Source organism: Deinococcus sp. QL22, assembly GCF_023370075.1.
GTDB lineage: Bacteria > Deinococcota > Deinococci > Deinococcales > Deinococcaceae > Deinococcus.
Map to the genome: position 1 here is coordinate 49,384 of NZ_CP097149.1, position 17,557 is coordinate 66,940.

The window sequence follows — 17,557 nt, forward strand, 5'->3', positions numbered from 1 at the left end:
TGAGGAACAGCTTGAAATCCGAGTGAAGCGAGGAGGGAAAGGGGCGGGTTTCGGGAACCGGACGACCCTTCGGCGCTTTTCCGAAGGGTCGGAAAGTGGACGAACTCCGGTGATCTCGTGACCCTGCCCGTCCACACTCTCCCCTACCGCACCCTAGACCGCCAGTGGGACGTACTCGTCGCAGGCGGCGGCACGGCGGGCGCGATGGCCGGAATTGCCGCCGCCCGCAGCGGGGCCAGCGTGCTGGTCATTGAGGCGTTTGGCAGTCTGGGCGGCACGGGAACCAACGCCTGGGTCACGCCCCTGATGCGGAACGTGTCGGGTGGACAGAACCTGAACCGGGGGCTGACCGACGAACTGAAAGCCCGCCTGATCGCACGCGGCGACGGCGGCGTAGACAGGGGTGGCAACGATAACTGGTTCAACCCGGAAGGCATGAAAGTGGTGCTGGAACAGATGCTGCTGGAATCGGGCGGCGAGGCGCTGTATCACACGCATGTGGTGGCCCCGGTCATGGACGGACAGAACATTCGGTCACTGGTCATTCACAACAAGGGCGGTCTGCAAGCCCTGCCCGCCCGCGTGGTTATCGATTCCACCGGGGACGCCGACGTGGCTGTGGCTGCTGGCGCTGGCTTTCACGGCGGCGACAGTGACGGCATTCATCAGGCCATGAGTCTGCGATTTACGCTGGCAGGCATCGACACGGCGCGGCTGTGCGACTTCCTGCGGGCGCGGGGGCAGGGGCAGGAATCGCCCGACTTCATGCACTTCTGGATGGTGTGGGGCAAAGGCAGCACGCTGGAAGGGCTGTTCCGGCAGGGAGTAGACGCGGGGCTGCTGCAAGAGCGCGACGGCGACTATTTTCAGGGTTTCAGCGTTCCGGGGCGGCCCGGCGAGATCAGTTTCAATTGCCCGCGCATCCGGGCCGACCTCAACGACGGCGCTAATCCCTGGCACCTCACGGGCGCACAGATCGACGGGCGCGAGGCCATAGACCGCCTGACCGCCTTCTGCCGCGCCTTCCTTACCGGTTGCGAGTCGGCATTCGTGGGCACCTACGCGCCGATGGTGGGCGTGCGAGAAACCCGCCGCATTGTGGGCGACTACACCCTGACGCTGGAAGACATTCTGGATTGCCGCACCTTCCCCGATTCCATCTGCCGCAACCACTACCCCGTGGATATTCACAGTCCACGCGGCGCAAAACTGATTCATGAGCGCGAAGGCAGCGCCCCGTATTTTGCGCCCGACGCCTTCCACGAGATTCCTTACCGGGCCATTTTGCCCCAGCAGCTGCGGAATGTGCTGGTGCCGGGGCGGGCGGCCAGCAGCAGCTTCGAGGCGCAGTCGGCCATCCGGGTGCAGCAAAATTGCCACACGATGGGCGAGGCGGCGGGCATCGCGGCGGCGTGGGCAGCGCGGGAGTGGGGGGGCGACGTGCGGGCGGTAGACGTGGCGGCGCTTCAGGCCGAAATGCGGGCGCGGGGAGGATACGTATGAGCAGAGCGGCAGATTTGAAAACGCAGCGGGCCTACCAGATTTTGCCGCAGGACGACGCCCGGTTTACGCCTCAGATCGGGGCACTCGTGGAGATGCTGCACTATGCCCGCCTCACCACCCTGCATGACGTGGCAGGCCTGACCGCAGAGCAACTGGACGCCGTTCCCGCTGGTTTCGGCAACTCGGTGGGGATGCTGCTGGCGCATATCGCCGCCGTTCACCGCATCTATCACGGGCTGTCGTTTGAGGGCTGGGACGTGTTTGAGGATGAGGCTTACGCTCCCCACCGACTGGCGCTGGACTTGGGTGCGGCGGCCCGCGAGCACATCCGGGGTCACGAACTGGGGCACTATCTGGCCGAACTGGAAGCGGCCTCGGCCCTGACTTTGGACGGCTTGGCAGCGCGGGACGATGCGTGGCTGGCGTCCGATCTGGTGATGGGCGGGACTGTTCAGATGAACCACCACTGGGCCTGGTTCCATGTAATGGAAGATGAGGTGAACCACCGGGGCCAGATTCGGCTGATTCTGAACATCGTTGCGCCTAAAGTGAAGGCGGGGGAAGCGACTTGAGCGGCGAACTGCTGATTCGCCATGCCAAAGCGGCTGGTCAAGCGCCGGGTGCACCCCTAACGCCGGAAGGTGTGGAGCAGGCCGCACAACTGGCAGAAAGCCTGTCTGGAAGCGGTATAACCCGCATCGTGAGTAGCCCTTGGCAGCGGGCGGTAGACACAGCGGGGCCACTGGCAGGGCGGCTGGGCTTGCCCGTGAAGACCGATGAGCGCCTGACAGAACGGGTGCTGAGCGGCCGGGATATGGTGTACTGGCAAACGGCACTGAAGCTCAGCTTCCGTATTCCCGCTCTAGCTCTGCCCGGTGGTGAATCCGGCCACACCGCCCGCACCCGCATTCTGGCCGCACTGAACGACGCCCGCGATCCGGCGGGAGTGACCGCAATCGTCACGCACGGCAATCTGATGGCGCTCGCGCTGGGGCTGGATTTTGACGGCTGGGCAGGCCTACGCAACCCAGATGTGTGGGTGTGGAATGCTGAAGCCTCCGCACGCTGGGAACCCGCATGACCCGCGCATTCTCGCCCACCGACCCACACGCCACGCCCCTGCACGGCCACACGCCCTACCAGATCGAGCGCCGTGTGCTGGCGGGCGTCCCGTGTCTGATCGAATGTCCCGTAGACGGGGTGGAGATTCGCGCGCTCTGCATCGTCTATCACGGCGCTTGGGCCGCCAAAGAGGGCAAATTGGGCGTGTATTCGGCGCTGGTGGCGCGTGGCGTGGCGATGGTCATTCCAGATGCGGCATTACACGGAGAACGGCAAAGCGATACTCCACCCAGTCTGAACGCCCGCGAATACGTCTGGGAGAGCGTGAGGCGCACAGTGGCCGAAGCCTCAGCCCTGATTGACGCGTTGGGAGACCTGTTTGGCCCGCGCCTTGCATATATGCGCCCGATGTGGGTGGTGGGCAGCAGTATGGGCGGCTACGTGGCGCAAACGCTGATGCAGACCGAGCGGCGCGTCTCGCGTGTGGCGGCCCTGATCACGTCGGGCGTGTGGGCAGAGCCGGAAGTGCGGCAGCCGGAATTGGTGGCTTTTCTGGACGCTTACCGACCCGTGACGCACTCAGGCCAAGCCGCACCGATTCCCTTCCTGCTGGCCAGTGGCGAGGCCGACCCGACCTTTCCGTTGGCTGCCCACCACGCGCCCACTGCCGCTGCCTACCGCGAAGCCTATGCACAGGCCGGAGCCGCGCATCAGTTGCACGAGGCGACTTTTGCAGGCGTGGGCCACTACACCAGCGTGGGGATGCGCGATCATGTCTTGCGGTTCTTTCTGGCAGACCCAAACTTTCTGACAGACTTTCCGGCAGAATCGGACGCGTGACCCGCCTGCTCCTCATTCCGCCCGATACGCGCCCGCCCACGCTGGCGCACCCGCTGCAACTGGCCCGTATGACTGGGGCCACGGTGGAAGTACCGCCTGCTGAGGCTTTGCCCCACTTCTTCACCCCCGGCAACACGGCCACACTGCGAACTTGGCTGCTGGACAACGCGGCGCAGGCCGACGCCCTGATTGTCTGCCTGGAAACCCTGTGCCTGGGCGGCATGATTCCGGCGCGGCGCGTGTCAGACAGGTTGGATGTGGCCCTGGAGCGGCTGGACGTGCTGCGGGAAGCACGGGCGCTGAATCCTGACCTGCACATTTACGCGCACGGTGTGGTGGTGCGGGTGGCACACGATAACGACCCACACGAAGAAAAGGAGTATTACGGCGAGTGGGGGCAGGGGCTGCGGGCCTATTCGGTGGCAGCAGACCGACACGCGCGGCACGGCGAGACCGAACGGGACGCCCTGACTGCTGCCCGCGCTGGCCTGCCTCCGCACATTCTGGCCGACTGGGTGGGCACGCGGGAGCGCAACCGCGCCTTACATCTGCACGCGCTGGACTTGCTGGCAGCGGGCGTGCTGACCCACCTCAGCGTAACGCTGGACGACACCAGCGAATATGGCTTGGCCGCCCTGGATCGCCGGATGTTGGAAGCCCGCGCCGATGCCCTAGGCGTGTGGGCGCGGTTCGACTGTTACCCCGGAGCCGACGAGGTGCCGTGTGCGCTGTTGACACGGGCACTGAGGCGCGGCCTGCCCCCGGCGCGGGCGTGGGTGCGCTACAGCGGCACACTGGGCGCGGGCGCAGGCCTGATCTACGAAGACCGTCCGGCAGGAGAATTGGTGCGGGCACACCTGCGGGGCGCGGGGTGCATGCTGGCCGACAGCGCAGGTGACGCCGATTTTGTGCTGGCTGTGAACACGCCGGGGCTGCGGCAGGCCAACCTTCAGCCCGATTTTGCCACGGTAGACACGCCGCACCGCCACCTGCCCGCCTTTGTAGACGGTCTTCAGGCCGATCTGGAGGCGGGCAGGGCCGTCACGTTGGCCGATATCGCCTATCCCAACGGAGCCGAGCGGCGGCTGTGGACGCTGATGCAGCCGCTCTCGCTGGCAAAGTTAGCGGGTTTCAGTGCGTGGAATACGGCGGGCAATACGCTGGGCAGCGCGGTGGCGTTTGGGGCGCTGGCGGCACAGGTCAGCGATAAAGCCGCGCACACCGAGGCCGTGTTTTCCCGCGTGGTAGACGATGTGCTGTATCAGGCTTACGCCCGCGCCGAGGTTCGCGGCCACCTCGGTAGTCCCAGTCCCTACGACTTGGGAGAAGCCAGAGCCGACGCCGAGGCCAGGTTACAAGAACTGATCGCGCCGCGTATTCAGGCCGTGTGGGACAGACATTGGGGCAAATCGGGTCTGAGGCTCGAGCTTGGGCAGGCACACCTGAGCTGGCCGAGGCTGTTTACAGGCGTGTTTCCGTTGGCGGTCAGTCACACTGGGGAAACATGATGACCACTTCTCCCCCACTCCTCGCGCTAGACATCGGCGGAACGTCCATGCGGGCGGCCCTGATTCAGAACGGCCAGATCACCGAACGCCGCGAAGCCCGGACGCCCAAACCGAGCACGCCCGACGCCCTGATTGCTGCTGCCACCGAATTGGCCGCGCCGCTGGCCGCACACGCCATCGCGCTCGGTGTGGCCTGTGCGGGCGCAGTCGCGGGCGGACGGGTCACCGCTACCGCCGTCCACACGTTTCCAGGCTGGACAGATGTGGCCCTGGCCGAACGCCTGAGTGTAGGGTTAGGCCTCCCCTGCGCCGCCCTGAACGATGCCCGCGCCGCCGCGTGGGGCGAGTGGGCTGCCGGAGCGGGCCGGGGCACACCGGAATTTATGTTTATTACAGTCAGCACAGGCGTGGGCGCGGGGCTGGTGCTGGGCGGGCGGCTGCATCTGGCGGGCAATGGGCTGGACGCCGAATTGGGCTTTGTGAGCGTGCCTGCTGCGTGGCAACCGGGGGAAGAAGTGCCGCCGCTGGGCCGATTGGGGCCACTGGAATTTGAAAGCAGCGGCACGGCGTTGGGTGGGCAAGCGCAGCTTTTGGGCTTTGCCGATGCCCGCGCCCTGTGCGACGCCGCAGAGGTGGGAAATCTGCAAGCGGAAGCCGTCTACACCCGCTCGGCAGCGTTGATGGCGTGGAAAATAGCCGATATCGCCGCCTTGTTGGGCGTTACGCGGGTGGCACTGGGCGGCAGCGTGGGCCTGCGCCCCGGCTACCTTACACGGGTGCAGGCCAGTCTTGCGCTCTTTCCCGCCCGCTATCAACCCAAAGTGGTTCACGCCGAATTGGGGGCCGATGCAGGCTTGATCGGCGCGGCGCTCTGGGCGGGGCGAGGTTAAGGGGAAGGGTTTCTAAGGGTCAAGGGGCTAAAGAAAGGCAAAAAGGGAGACCGAGTGCCCGCCATTCCTGGTTCACACACCGCTCAGTGACACACCCAATACTCTCCAGTTCTAAAGCCTGCCCGGACTTCCCCACCTCGTAACCGCTCTCACTGCTGAGCTTCAAAACGCGGCAGCAGGTGGCTGAAGCCCAGCACCCCGCAGACAAACAACTGGGTGAGTTCGGGGTCGAACTGGCGGCCGCTTTCGCGGATCAGGTGTTCTACGGCGTCCTGATAGGGCCAGGCGGGTTTGTAGGGCCGCACGCTGGTCAGGGCGTCGAAGACATCCACAATCGCCATGATGCGGGCCACCAGCGGAATCGCCTCTTCGCGCAGGCCCAGCGGGTAGCCGTGACCGTCCCAGCGTTCGTGGTGGTGGCGCACGGCGTCCACGGTCTGGGCGGGCAAAAACGGCAGTTCGGCCAAGACCTGCACACCCCACAGGGGATGCTGCAAGATCACTTCGTACTCCAGCGCGTTCAGGGGGCCGGGTTTATGCAGGATTTCCTGCGGCACCCGCGCCTTACCGATGTCGTGCAGGGCGGCTCCCCACCGCACGGCCCGCACTTCACTTGGCCCCAGACCTGCCGCACCTGCCAACCGCTGGGCAAAATCCACGATCCGGCGAATGTGTTCGGCCTGCCACGCATCCTGACTGACTCCCAACAGATGAATCGCGTCGTCCAGAGCACGTTCAGTGTGGTTCAGGCGCTCGCTGAGATCGAAGGTGTGCTGGGCGCTGACCTTCAGGGCTTCCAGGCTGCCCGCGATCATGGGGCCACGCTCGGCCCACACCACACGCACCACATGACAGGAGTGACGAGTCAAGAGTTCAGCATCTTCCAGGACGCCTTGCCCGCGCCGCAGCGCCGCTGGATAATGGGCGCGGTCATAGCGCAGCCATTCCAGCAGGGGGCGGCCCCGCACTTCGTCCGGCTTCAGGCCCGTCAAGGTTTCCCACGCGCCGCCTACTTCCAGAATCAGGCCCGCGGCATCCAGCAGGAACAGGGCTTGCGGCTGCGCTTCAAGCATCACCTGCATGAGGTCGGCTTTGGGAGCAGGCCCTCCAGAGCGCCCATGCGAACTGGAAGCCGATGGATCGGCGGCACAGACCGCAGTCGTGCGAAGTTTGGATTTGTCAAGAGCCGGATAGGGCGGGAAATCGAGGTCTTCAAACATAGGACGCCTGACCGCACTGCTGGCCCAAATAATAAAACCCACAGAAACGCCACCGGACAGGCGAGGGGAGCATAAAGAGTCCAGTGGGCATACGTAGACATTAAACGACGTGCTGTGAGTAGCCCGTGAGGGAGGCTGACCCAGCGTGTAGCCGGGCGAGGGCCTGCTGGACATTTTCTAGATGACCGGTGGGTTTTTTGACTGAATACAAAATGAAGGCACGTTAAAGAGCTGAAAACACACTTATATTTATCTGTCCTAAATCTGGTTTCGCAGGAGTTGGGTGTTGGCCGCTTGGTGTCCAGCCTACACAAAGCATCAGCTTAGGCGGACGCCTGCGCTAAGGTACAGCCTATGCTTCGTGTGTTGTTTGTGGGAGACGTGTACGGCCAGCCCGGACGCCGGGTGTTGGCGGCACATCTTCCCACCCTACGGGGGCCGGACGGCCTGAAAAACTTTGACTTCATCATCGTGAATATGGAGAACGCGGCGGGGGGCTTCGGCCTGCACCGCGACGCTGCCGAATCCGCGCTGCGGGCGGGTACGGACTGCATGACGCTGGGCAACCACGCCTGGCATCACCGCGATATTCACGCGCTGCTGGCAGATGCCGAAAGCTACCCCATCGTGCGGCCCCTGAACTACGCCGACCCCGCGACCCCCGGCGTGGGCTGGCGCACCTTTGACGTGCCGACACGCGCAGAAGGCAAACCTGGCCCCACTGAACGCCTGACGGTGATCAATGTGCTGGGCCGGGTGTTTATGGACGCCGTCGCCAACCCCTTCCGGGCCATAGACGAGGTGCTGGAACGCCCCGACCTGGGCAGCGTGTTTGTGGATATTCACGCCGAGGCCACCAGCGAAAAGGCAGCGTTGGCGTGGTACTTGGATGGACGGGTGGCCGCCGTCATCGGCACGCATACCCACGTTCCCACCGCCGACACCCGGATTTTGCCCGGTGGCACGGCCTTTCAGACCGACGCGGGCTTTACCGGGCCGCACGACAGCATTATCGGGGCCGCGCCCGAAGGCCCCATTCAACGCTTCCTGACCGAGCGCTCCTACCGCTACGCCGTGGCCGATGGGCGGGCCGAACTGAACGGCGTGGCGCTGGAGTTGCAAGACAACCGCGCCCTGAAGATTGAACGTTACCGTTACCTTGAAGCAGACCACCGGGAGGACGACTATGGGCATTCGCAATGACGTAAATCTGCTGGGGCGTACGCTGGGGCAAGTGCTGAAAGAACAGGAGGGGGAGGCCTTTTTTGATCTGGTGGAACGCACGCGGGCGTTGGTGCGCGAGGTACGCGGCGGCGGCGACGACTCCGAACTGCGGGCGTTGATTGGTGGGCTGAACGAGGCCGATGCGGGCAACCTGACGCGGGCCTTCACGTGGTACTTCCAGCTGGTCAATCTGGCCGAGGAATACGAGCGGGTACGGGTGCTGTCGGGATCGCAGGGTACGCGCCCGCAGAGCATAGAGGGCGCGCTGGTGGAGCTGAAGGCGCAGGGCGTGAGCGCCGACGACGCCGAGGCGTTGCTGGCCCGCCTAGACCTTGGCCTCACTTTTACGGCCCACCCCACCGAGATGCGCCGCCGAACCATCCGCAGCCATCTGGTGGAGGTGGCCCGCGCCATTCCTGACCTGCACAGTCAGGACGAATCGGCGGTGGAGCGCGTAGCCGCCCACGTGGAAGCCATGTGGACGACCCCCGAACTGCGCCGCCTGAAACCCACCGTGCTGGATGAGGTCAAAGGCGGCCTGAATTACGTCACCTCTATTGCACAGGCACTGCCCGCCCTCCAGCGCGACCTTCAGCGGGCCTTCCGCACGGTGTACGGGCGCGATACGGCGGCGCATGTGCCCCTGAGTTTCAGTTCCTGGATGGGTGGAGACCGCGACGGCAACCCGTTTGTGACGCCGCAGGCCACCCGTGAGGCGCTGGAAGTGCACCGGGAACGGGCGCGGGAAGTACTGCTGGGCGCAATCAAGCAGGCCTATGCCGATCTGAGTCAGGAGGGAGCGGGTGAAGGAGCCGAGCAGGAAGCGGCGGGGAGCTACCGCGAGGAACTGCGCGACCTGCACAACTCCGTGCGAGACGGCTTGCCCGTAGAGTTACTGCCGCGCCTGGAAGCCCTGCGCGAGCGCCTGCACGCCGAGGGCCAGCAGCGCAGCGCCGACCAATTGCTGACGCCTCTGCTGACGGTGGCACGCGTGTTCGGGCAACATCTGGTGAGCCTGGATGTGCGCGAACACAGCGCCCAGACGGGTGCGGCGGTGGCCGAACTGTTGAAGGCGGCGGGCGTGGAGGCCGACTATCTGGCCCTGCCCGAACACGCCAAGCTGGAACTGCTGACCCGCGAACTGCGCTCTCGCCGCCCGCTCTGGCCTGCAGGTGAGGCCCTGACCGAATCGCTGGAAACCGCCATCGGCCCCATCCGGGAGGTGCAGGCGGCGACCCGATTGGCCGGCCCCCGCGCCTTCGGGCATTACGTGATCAGCATGTCAGAAAGCGTGTCGGACGTGCTGGAGCCGCTGCTGCTGGCCCGCGAGGTGGGATTCGGCATTTTGCCCGTGCCGCTGTTTGAAACGTTGGCCGACCTGGAACGCGCCCCGCAGGTGGTCTGGGAACTGCTGAGCCTGCCCGAATACCGCGCCGTGCTGGGCGACAGCGTGCAGGAAATTATGCTGGGCTACAGCGATTCCAACAAGGATGCTGGGTTTTTGGCGGCCAACTGGGCTTTGCACGAAGCGCAGCGCAAGATCAGTGACGTGTGCAGGCGGGCGGGCGTGCATTGGCGCTTCTTTCACGGGCGCGGCACGAGCATCGGGCGTGGGGGCGGGCCTGCCAGCCGGGCCATTCTGGGCCAGCCCGCTGGAACCATCGACGCCGGAATCCGCATCACTGAGCAGGGCGAAGCATTGGCCGACAAATACAGCCACCCCGTGTTGGCCCACCGCAATCTGGAGCAGGCGTTGTATGGCCTGATGCTGGCCGCCGCCCGCCCCGCGCTAGACCCGCCCGCCGGGTGGATGGACGCCCTAGACCGCGCCGCCCGCGTGAGTGCCCGCGCTTACCGCACATTGGTAGACGACCCGGATTTCATACCCTTCTTCGAGCGGGTTACGCCCATCCACGAAATCTCGCGCCTCAACATCGCGTCCCGCCCTGTGCGCCGCCCCGGTGCGCCCACACTGGGCAACTTGCGGGCTATTCCGTGGGTCATGAGTTGGACACAGAACCGCGCCAATTTGCCCGGTTGGTACGGCCTCACCGAAGGCATTAAGGAAATCGGGCTGGAGCAGGCCCGCGCCATGTACGCCGACTGGCCGTTCTTCCGCACCGTGCTGGACAACAGCCAGATGAGCCTTGCCAAGAGTGACCCGCTGATTTTCAGTGAGTATCTGACCCTGCTGGACAGTGGTGATGGTACGGCAGAAGGCAGCGCCCGCCTGGCCGAACACCTAAAATACAGTTACCGCGACGCCGTGGAAGCCGTGCAGAGCGTGATCGCCGCGGAACTGCTGGGCAACGAACCCCGCCTGCGCGAAAGCATCGCTCTGCGGAATCCGTACATCGACCCGATTCACCGGATTCAGGTCGAGTTGCTTCGCCGCGCCCGCACCACCGAAGACGGTCTGGACGAATACGAACGCCCCCTGCTGCTGAGTTTGCAAGGGGTGGCGGCAGGAGTGAGGAATACGGGGTAAGGGGTTCACTGCTGGCCCGCTCTCACCTTGTGCCGGAGCGGGCCAGCAACCAATTTGCTGTCCAATGGGCAGGCTGGCCGCGCAGTGCAGGCAAGCCTTCGACACCGAAAAACGCGAGTTCGATTCCTTCCACGCTGTCTGGAACGGGTGTGCCCTGCCAGTGGGTCACGTGGTACACCGCCGTATAAAAATAGGCCTCGTCTCCGTTGGGCAACTGACGATGGGGCGTGACCAGCAATTCAAGCAGTTGAGATTCCAATACATCTAGGCCCGTTTCTTCACGGACTTCCCGCGTCATTGTTTGCTGCGGCGGCTCACCCAGCTCGCACAGGCCACCGGGAAGGCCCCAGACATCACGCCCCGCCAAACGTTGCAAAAGCACGTCTCCACCGTCATTCAGAATGATGCCGACAGCTCCCATCAGATTCACGGGACTGGTGCCGACCATGCGGCGGAGATAAGGAATGTAGTCCTGCACGGCGTCAGTAGTCACAGTCAGCCAGAGTCATCCACCGCCAGAGGAATCGCGTGGGTTTATTTACAAGCGGCCCCGGAAACGGATATGGGTGAACTCGATCCGTTCGCCAATATTAAGTTGCCCTTCCAAGATTCTGGCTCCCAGATACAGCGTTCCTTCCCGCACAGCCTGATCCAGAATGGGGTTCTTTAAGACAACGGGCACTGGCTTATCTGGGCTGAGCAGCAGTTCTGTCAGGTATTGACCGCCGCCTGTCCCGTCACACAGGTACGCCCCCCCGTAGCCCTCCTGCTTCGCCTCTACAAAAGGGCAGTTAGAACTGCGGTTAAGTGCAAATAACTGCACGCGCAACTGTGTTGATCCGCCCCGATAAGTGGCTGCGGCCTCGAAAGTCACGTCCCGGTAAGAGAGCTTGGGAATATTGAGATATTCCAGTTGATTTGAGTTCAGGTAAGCGACTTGAGACGCCTGGAGAGGGCCAAGTTCATTGATGACATGAAAATCATTCCCGGTCTGTTCTGGCAGGGAGATCAGGCCGCAAGCGGTGAGGAAGGGCGCCAGCAAGAACAGTCTGTTAAGTCGCATAACTGACTTTGATCTTACGTGCAAAGGTTACATTGTGTGGCTGCATATCCGGCAGCAACCTCACGGTCAGGGATAACCCTTCCCAATCTGCCCCGTGTACTACGGACTTGCTCTGATTCCCGAACATCCGTAACAGCACCGATAGGGTCGTCCATTGCCGCCACCACGTACTGTTTGCCACTCGCTCTGCTGCGCAGCTTTACCAGTCCGCCCGGAAGATTCTCGCGAATCATCGCAATTCCCTATAAGCTCTAGCTTCATGCCCGCTGCCGATCAGACACCCACCATCTCCCCTGCCCCGACCACCCGCGCCCGCGTGCCCGATCTGGCGTGGACGCTGGCGCGGGCGCACCTGTCACGGCGGCGCACCCAAAATGTGCTGACTATTCTGGGGATCGCGGTGGGCGTGATGGTACTGATTGCGGCCCTGAGTCTGACCAACGGCTTCACGCGCTCGCTGATAGATGCGACGTTGCGGGCCAGTCCCCACCTCAGCATCACGTCGTTTACGCCCCAAACGCGTGATCCGGCACTGGAAAAAACGATAGCCGCCAACAAGGAAGTGACGGCAGTAACCCCCTTTCTGGCTGATAAAGGCCTGCTGACCCGCCCGGCCAGCGGAGGCCGCAGCGCAGGCGTGGATTTTGCCACCCTGTTTGGCGTGCAGGCGTCGGCGGCGCAGGTGCTTCAACTTCAACCGGAGGAGGGTGAACTGTTGGCGGGCCTGAAAGACGGAGAGGTGATGCTGGGCGCGTCGTTGGCCCGCAGCGTGGGGGCCTTTGCGGGCGATGAAGTTAGGTTGCTGAACAGCACCCAGCGCCGCGCCATCCTGAGGGTAAAAGGCGTGTTTAGCACAGGTAATTATCTGATCGACAGTGCCTACGCCTTTACCAATCTGGGCACGCTGCAAGCCCTGCAACAAACCCCCAATATCACGGGCTATCAGCTTCGGCTGCGCGACCCGGCCACCGCGCCCGCTGTCGGTTCGGCTATCACGCGCACGCTGCCCTACTCGGCGCTGCCCTGGCAAAACCTGTATGGCACGCTACTCGACCAATTGGCGCTGCAAAAACGGGTCATCGCCTTCGTGGTGTTTCTGATCGTGATCGTCGCAGCCTTTGGGATTGCCAATGTCCTGACACTGGCGGTGTTCGAGAAAACGCAGGAAATTGCCATTCTGCGGGCCATCGGAGCCACGCGAAAACTGATTACCCGCGTATTTGTCCTGGAAGGTCTGGTACTGGGATTTAGCGGTCTGGTGCTGGGGAACCTGCTGGGCCTCGCTATCAGCGCTTACTTTACGGTGCGGCCTTTTCAGCTGCCAGGCGACCTGTATTTTATAACGGCGTTGCCTGTAGAAGTGCGCCTGACCGACCTGCTGTGGGTGAATGCGGTAGGTCTGGGCACCACGATGCTGGCGGCCCTGATTCCGGCGCGGCGAGCCGCAAACGTCGAACCAGCGCGGATTATTCGCTGAAAATCTATCAAAAGTGACCTGTGCGTCAGGCTCCAGTTATCTTCCTGACGGTGGCCTGAAGCACTATTAACGTTAAGGTCGGGGTTGCTCATGGGGCGTCAACCGGGGGCCACTAATCTGCTTCTCGGAGGTACCACCCATGAAAAAACTGTTGATGATTCCCGCCGCGTTGCTGCTGAGTATTGCCGCCGCCGCCCCCAAGATCAGCGCACAGAGCATTATCGTGAACCCCACGCAGCCTGACCTCAGCGTCAGCGTGCGCGTAGACAAGGATCAGAGCGGCAACGCCAGCCCCAACTACCGTGTGAACGAAGCGATCCGCATCAGCACCAGCGTCAACCGTGACGCTTACGTGTACCTCTTCAACATCGATTCCAGCGGCGACGTAACCCAGATTCTGCCCAACCGCATTTCGGGTAACGAAGCGTTGGTCAAGGCCAACACCACCCGCGTTTTCCCCGCTGCTGGCGACAACTTCACCTTCAGCGTTGACGGCCCCATCGGTCTGAACAAGGTTCTGGCACTCGCCAGCCTGACCCCCCTCGACCTGAACCAGATCAGCTCCTTCAAGACCCAGCAAGACCAGTTCGCAACGGTAGCCGCTAAGGGTCAAGACCGTTTGGCACAGGCGCTCAGCATCGTGGTCAACCCCTTGCCCCAGAACAGCTGGGTCAGCGACACCGCGTTCTTCAACGTCATCGGCCAGACGCCCATCCAGACCGGCAGCCTGTTCGTGGGCACCAACGTGTCGGGCAGCACCGTGATCCTGAACGGACAGAACCTCGGCACGGGCAACACCACCTTCAGCAACCTGCGCCCCGGCAGCTACCCTGTGCGTGTACAGGCCCCCGGCTTCCGCGACTACACCACCACCGTCGCTATCCGTGCAGGCAGCACCACCAACCTGAACGTCGAGTTTGCTCAGGTCATCGCCCCCGCCCCCACGCCCGTCAACCAGTTCACCATCGCCATCCGCAGCAATGTCAACGGCGCGCTGGTCTTCGTGGATGGCCGTCAGGCAGGCACCATCCAGAACGGCGGCTTGAACGTGAGCGTGGCCCGTGGTGGACGTGAAATCGTCGTGATCGCCCCCGGTTACAACACCTTCATCAACACCTACAACGTGCAGCAAAACGGCCAGATCACCATCAACCCTACCCGCTAAATCCAGCGGTACACAAAAAGCTCCTTGCCTTCGGGTGGGGGGCTTTTTTGTGGTGTGGGCGAGGGAAACCGCTTTCGTGTGACCTGGAACCTGTTCTCAGACCCTTCGATCCCTGACCCTTAGACAAAGCCCCTTAGACGCCTCTTCTCCGTCCGGCTGCCGCCCAGGCACTCAAGGCTTCGGCCCCTGCGTCAGCAAATCGTGCAAAATCCGGGCCGTCATACCCCAGATGTCGTGGCCCTGCCAGGGATAGCGGTAGAGGGTCACAGGGGTTCCGTCTGGCAGAGTGCGAATTTCGCGCGATACGGTCAGGGCACGGAGTTCGGCCACTGTCGGCAAGAGAATCTGGGCCACTTCAGCAGTCGGCGTCAGGTCAAGCAGTGCCGGAACGCGGGCCAGCACGGGCGTCACGTGAAAGCCGACAGGCGTAAACACGTCGTCGAGTTCACCCAGGACTTCTGGCAGATGGGCGGCCAGGCCCACTTCCTCGTCGGCTTCTCGCAGGGCGGCCTGAATAGGCGTTTCGCCGGGTTCGAGACTGCCGCCCGGAAAAGCGATCTGGCCCTTATGGGTGGGCAATTCGGCAGAGCGCACCGTGAGCAGCACACGGGGGTCGGGTTCGCGGGTCAGGGCCACCAGCACGGCCGCGCGGCGGTACTGTGGCAACTCCAGCGGTTGCCGGCTGCGGCCCCCCAACCACACCGCCCAGGGGTCGTGCTGCAACGCATCCAGCGGATCGGGTCGGGTCACGCCGTGTCAGGTACGGCGTTGTCACGCACAGTGTTGTTAGGCGCAGTGTTGTTAGGCGCAGTGTTGTCAGGTATAGGGTCAGGCAGCGCCGCCAACGCTGCGTGTGTGCGGGTACGCAGGGCCATTTCCGGGTCAATTCCCAGTCCACGCGCCCACGCCACCACTGCGGCCAACGCTTCGGCCACGCCTGCCTCGGTAGGGGGCGCAGTTTGAATGGCCGACACTGCCTCCACGCGTCCAGCGCCGTCAGCGGGCCTGGGGCGTCCGGCCAACTTCTGCGCCTGCGTTTCACGGGCCAGTGCGCCCAATGCGGCGGGCACCCGTTCGGCGGCACTGCGGGGTTTGCCCCCCTGTTCGGCGGTTTTGATGGCCTGCCAGTTGGTCACCACTTCTGCACTCGTGTCTGCCGTCACGTCGCCAAAAACATGCGGATGACGGCGCACCAACTTGTCTACGATGCTGCGCTCCACGTCGCCGTAAGCAAAGGTGCCTTCTTCTTCGGCAATGACCGAGTGGAAGGCCACTTGCAGCAGCACGTCGCCCAACTCGCCCGCCAGCTCCAGGCGGTTGCCGGAAGCCACAGCGTCGGCGGCCTCGGCAGCTTCTTCCAGCAAGTAGGGCCGCAGCGTTTCGTGGGTCTGTTCCCTATCCCACGGGCAGCCGTCCGGGGCACGCAAGCGGCGCATGATGTCCAGCAATTCCTGCATGGCCTAGTTTAGCCCGCCCAACGCCAGCGGCAAAGGTGAGGAAAAATATGAATCAGGCGTCTGTTGGTGACTGCTGCTTTGAGCTGTATCAAACGCAACTTTCTGGCAGGTTGACCCCTTTTTTTCGCCCGAGCCTGATGCGCCCGGCCCCCACCCTCACGCCCAGTTCACAGTGAGTCAGACAAGCTGTGATGAAGTGAGGGCATGAAGACCCCGATTTTGTCCCGCACCCTCCTGGCCGCCCTGACGTTGGGAACGGCCAGTGCAGTGACGCCCGTTTCCGCCCCGACCTGGAGCAATACCGGACTGTCATCGGCCACCTACGTGATCCTGGAACCCCGCGTAGAAGGCAACATCAACCTGGTGGGAGCCGACCAGCGCAAGAGCATTTTAGAAGCCATGAAACGCGACTCGGCAGGCGCAATCAGCCGCCGCTACCCCGCCGCCAAGATCGCCACCGACGCGGCCACCCCCGGCGCAATTCGCGTCACGCCCACCTTTATTGCTCCCCGGAGCCTCGTGCCCTGGGCCAAACTCGGCGGGCGCCTAGACTTCGAACTGCCGAACGGCCAAAAAATGTCGGCACGCGAAGATTTTGGCATTAGTATCTTGTTGCAAAAACGCTCGGAATTCGTGAACTACATGTACGACACAGTTGCTAAGCAGTTGCCCTGAGCGGTGAATTAATGGCCATACGTAGGACACTATCTCTAGTGCTGCCAACCTCTTTAACACTGCTTTAGGTCAATTGTTCAGACTCCCACGCCCAGCGTGTTAGCGTTCCGACATGACCCAAACCCCCAGTCCTCAATCCAATTTTCAAAAGAGCGCCTTCATTACAGGAGCCAGCAAAGGCATTGGTCTGGCGGTGGCGCACGCTTTGGCCGCGCAAGGCTACGGCGTCACCCTGACCAGCCGCAAGGCCGATGAAGTGGAAGCTGCCGCCGCCACTGTCGGCTCTGGCGCACGTGGCGTGGTGTGTGACGTCAAAGACCCCGCCGCCCTCGTGCGTGAAATAGAGGCGCATGTGGCGGCGTTTGGCGGCCTGGACGTGCTGTTCGTGAATGCAGGCGTAGGCCACTTTGGCAACATTGCCGACCTGAGCATCGAAGAGTGGCAGGACGTGATCGACACCAATCTCAGCGGCGCGTTCTATACTATCAAGGCAGGAATTCCGGCCCTGAAGGTGCGCGGCGGCTACATATTTACGCTGTCCAGCCTGGCAGGCAAAAACCCCTTCGCAGGCGGTGGAGCCTACAATGCCAGCAAATTCGGCCTGAACGGGCTGTCGGAAGTGCTGACGCTGGATTTGCGCGAACACGGCATCAAGGTGACGCAGATCATGCCCGGCAGCGTCGCCACGCATTTTGCAGGCCATACCCCCGACGACCAGAAAGACGCCTGGAAAATCCAGCCCGAAGACATTGCACAGCTCACGGTTGACCTGCTGAACATGCCCGTGCGCACGCTGCCCAGCAAAGTCGAAGTGCGCCCCAGCCGTCCGCCCAAGAAGTAAGCCTCCCACTTTACCCGCTCTGCACCGGAACCGATTGGCCCGGCACAGAGCGGGCTTTTTGTTCAAATTCCGTCTTTGCTTCGATCAGATAAAATCCCCTCAGCCTGGGAATAAAAGCGCAGATTGCGCAGCCACTCCGTCTTT

The 17,557-nt window shown here is 63.2% G+C and carries 17 protein-coding genes; 12 read left to right on the top strand and 5 right to left on the bottom strand.

What is annotated here, in order from left to right; translation table 11 throughout:
• Window positions 1-117: 117 nt before the first annotated feature.
• The 6 genes from M1R55_RS00245 to M1R55_RS00270 are packed head-to-tail and all read left to right on the top strand — an operon-like array spanning window position 118 to window position 5,803.
• Window positions 118-1,503 carry an FAD-dependent oxidoreductase gene (locus M1R55_RS00245; protein WP_249392763.1) on the top strand — a complete coding sequence of 462 codons (1,386 nt, stop codon included), beginning with the start codon at window positions 118-120 and terminating at the stop codon, window positions 1,501-1,503.
• Window positions 1,500-2,075: a DinB family protein gene (locus M1R55_RS00250; RefSeq protein WP_249392764.1), complete on the top strand. Its 576-nt coding sequence runs from the start codon at window positions 1,500-1,502 to the stop codon at window positions 2,073-2,075. The genes M1R55_RS00245 and M1R55_RS00250 overlap by 4 nt, the downstream gene beginning before the upstream one ends.
• Complete coding sequence (locus M1R55_RS00255; protein WP_249392765.1) at window positions 2,072-2,584, top strand: histidine phosphatase family protein; 513 nt, start codon at window positions 2,072-2,074, stop codon at window positions 2,582-2,584. The genes M1R55_RS00250 and M1R55_RS00255 overlap by 4 nt, the downstream gene beginning before the upstream one ends.
• Window positions 2,581-3,405, top strand: coding sequence for a serine aminopeptidase domain-containing protein (locus M1R55_RS00260; protein WP_249392766.1), 825 nt, complete (start codon window positions 2,581-2,583; stop codon window positions 3,403-3,405). The genes M1R55_RS00255 and M1R55_RS00260 overlap by 4 nt, the downstream gene beginning before the upstream one ends.
• Complete coding sequence (locus M1R55_RS00265; protein ID WP_249392767.1) at window positions 3,402-4,913, top strand: DUF4127 family protein; 1,512 nt, start codon at window positions 3,402-3,404, stop codon at window positions 4,911-4,913. The genes M1R55_RS00260 and M1R55_RS00265 overlap by 4 nt, the downstream gene beginning before the upstream one ends.
• On the top strand, window positions 4,910-5,803 hold the full coding sequence (locus M1R55_RS00270; RefSeq protein WP_371827125.1) for an ROK family protein: 894 nt from the start codon (window positions 4,910-4,912) through the stop codon (window positions 5,801-5,803). Before M1R55_RS00265 ends, M1R55_RS00270 begins: the two co-directional genes overlap by 4 nt.
• 149 nt (window positions 5,804-5,952) lie before the next feature.
• Here M1R55_RS00270 and M1R55_RS00275 read toward each other — a convergent pair whose 3' ends face one another.
• Window positions 5,953-7,065 carry an HD-GYP domain-containing protein gene (locus M1R55_RS00275; RefSeq protein WP_249392768.1) on the bottom strand — a complete coding sequence of 371 codons (1,113 nt, stop codon included), beginning with the start codon at window positions 7,063-7,065 and terminating at the stop codon, window positions 5,953-5,955.
• A 312-nt stretch (window positions 7,066-7,377) separates the two neighbouring features.
• Between M1R55_RS00275 and M1R55_RS00280 the strand changes: the two genes are divergently transcribed.
• Entirely contained in the window at window positions 7,378-8,226 is an 849-nt protein-coding gene (locus M1R55_RS00280; RefSeq protein WP_249392769.1) for a TIGR00282 family metallophosphoesterase, read from the top strand.
• Entirely contained in the window at window positions 8,210-10,735 is a 2,526-nt protein-coding gene (locus tag M1R55_RS00285) for a phosphoenolpyruvate carboxylase (RefSeq protein ID WP_249392770.1), read from the top strand. The genes M1R55_RS00280 and M1R55_RS00285 overlap by 17 nt, the downstream gene beginning before the upstream one ends.
• 22 nt (window positions 10,736-10,757) lie before the next feature.
• Here M1R55_RS00285 and M1R55_RS00290 read toward each other — a convergent pair whose 3' ends face one another.
• On the bottom strand, window positions 10,758-11,228 hold the full coding sequence (locus M1R55_RS00290; protein WP_249392771.1) for an NUDIX hydrolase: 471 nt from the start codon (window positions 11,226-11,228) through the stop codon (window positions 10,758-10,760).
• 45 nt (window positions 11,229-11,273) lie between these two features.
• Entirely contained in the window at window positions 11,274-11,798 is a 525-nt protein-coding gene (locus M1R55_RS00295; RefSeq protein WP_249392772.1) for a hypothetical protein, read from the bottom strand.
• A gap of 259 nt (window positions 11,799-12,057) precedes the next feature.
• Here M1R55_RS00295 and M1R55_RS00300 point away from each other — a divergent pair, with 259 nt between their 5' ends.
• On the top strand, window positions 12,058-13,275 hold the full coding sequence (locus M1R55_RS00300; protein ID WP_249392773.1) for an ABC transporter permease: 1,218 nt from the start codon (window positions 12,058-12,060) through the stop codon (window positions 13,273-13,275).
• A gap of 139 nt (window positions 13,276-13,414) precedes the next feature.
• Complete coding sequence (locus M1R55_RS00305) at window positions 13,415-14,440, top strand: DUF4384 domain-containing protein (protein ID WP_249392774.1); 1,026 nt, start codon at window positions 13,415-13,417, stop codon at window positions 14,438-14,440.
• Between the two features lie 171 nt (window positions 14,441-14,611).
• Here M1R55_RS00305 and M1R55_RS00310 read toward each other — a convergent pair whose 3' ends face one another.
• The gene (locus tag M1R55_RS00310; RefSeq protein WP_249392775.1) at window positions 14,612-15,190 is read right to left on the bottom strand and encodes a CoA pyrophosphatase; all 579 of its coding nucleotides are present in this window, start codon (window positions 15,188-15,190) and stop codon (window positions 14,612-14,614) included.
• Window positions 15,187-15,897: a MazG family protein gene (locus M1R55_RS00315; protein WP_249392776.1), complete on the bottom strand. Its 711-nt coding sequence runs from the start codon at window positions 15,895-15,897 to the stop codon at window positions 15,187-15,189. Before M1R55_RS00315 ends, M1R55_RS00310 begins: the two co-directional genes overlap by 4 nt.
• Before the next feature lie 204 nt (window positions 15,898-16,101).
• On the opposite strand from M1R55_RS00315, the gene M1R55_RS00320 reads away from it, so the two are divergent.
• Window positions 16,102-16,572 carry a hypothetical protein gene (locus M1R55_RS00320; RefSeq protein ID WP_249392777.1) on the top strand — a complete coding sequence of 157 codons (471 nt, stop codon included), beginning with the start codon at window positions 16,102-16,104 and terminating at the stop codon, window positions 16,570-16,572.
• Window positions 16,573-16,684: 112 nt separating this feature from the next.
• Window positions 16,685-17,413 (top strand): SDR family oxidoreductase, encoded by a 729-nt coding sequence (locus M1R55_RS00325; RefSeq protein ID WP_249392778.1) that lies wholly within the window; start codon window positions 16,685-16,687, stop codon window positions 17,411-17,413.
• Window positions 17,414-17,557 lie beyond the last annotated feature (144 nt).

What these genes read in the sequence shown, in the direction of transcription:
- M1R55_RS00250 (WP_249392764.1), top strand. Translation starts at nt 1,500, where the DNA reads ATGAGCAGAGCGGCAGATTTGAAAACGCAGCGGGCCTACCAGATTTTG.
- M1R55_RS00260 (WP_249392766.1), top strand. Translation starts at nt 2,581, where the DNA reads ATGACCCGCGCATTCTCGCCCACCGACCCACACGCCACGCCCCTGCAC.
- M1R55_RS00270 (WP_371827125.1), top strand. Translation starts at nt 4,910, where the DNA reads ATGATGACCACTTCTCCCCCACTCCTCGCGCTAGACATCGGCGGAACG.
- M1R55_RS00280 (WP_249392769.1), top strand. Translation starts at nt 7,378, where the DNA reads ATGCTTCGTGTGTTGTTTGTGGGAGACGTGTACGGCCAGCCCGGACGC.
- M1R55_RS00285 (WP_249392770.1), top strand. Translation starts at nt 8,210, where the DNA reads ATGGGCATTCGCAATGACGTAAATCTGCTGGGGCGTACGCTGGGGCAA.
- M1R55_RS00295 (WP_249392772.1), bottom strand. Translation starts at nt 11,798, where the DNA reads ATGCGACTTAACAGACTGTTCTTGCTGGCGCCCTTCCTCACCGCTTGC.
- M1R55_RS00300 (WP_249392773.1), top strand. Translation starts at nt 12,058, where the DNA reads ATGCCCGCTGCCGATCAGACACCCACCATCTCCCCTGCCCCGACCACC.
- M1R55_RS00305 (WP_249392774.1), top strand. Translation starts at nt 13,415, where the DNA reads ATGAAAAAACTGTTGATGATTCCCGCCGCGTTGCTGCTGAGTATTGCC.
- M1R55_RS00315 (WP_249392776.1), bottom strand. Translation starts at nt 15,897, where the DNA reads ATGCAGGAATTGCTGGACATCATGCGCCGCTTGCGTGCCCCGGACGGC.
- M1R55_RS00320 (WP_249392777.1), top strand. Translation starts at nt 16,102, where the DNA reads ATGAAGACCCCGATTTTGTCCCGCACCCTCCTGGCCGCCCTGACGTTG.
- M1R55_RS00325 (WP_249392778.1), top strand. Translation starts at nt 16,685, where the DNA reads ATGACCCAAACCCCCAGTCCTCAATCCAATTTTCAAAAGAGCGCCTTC.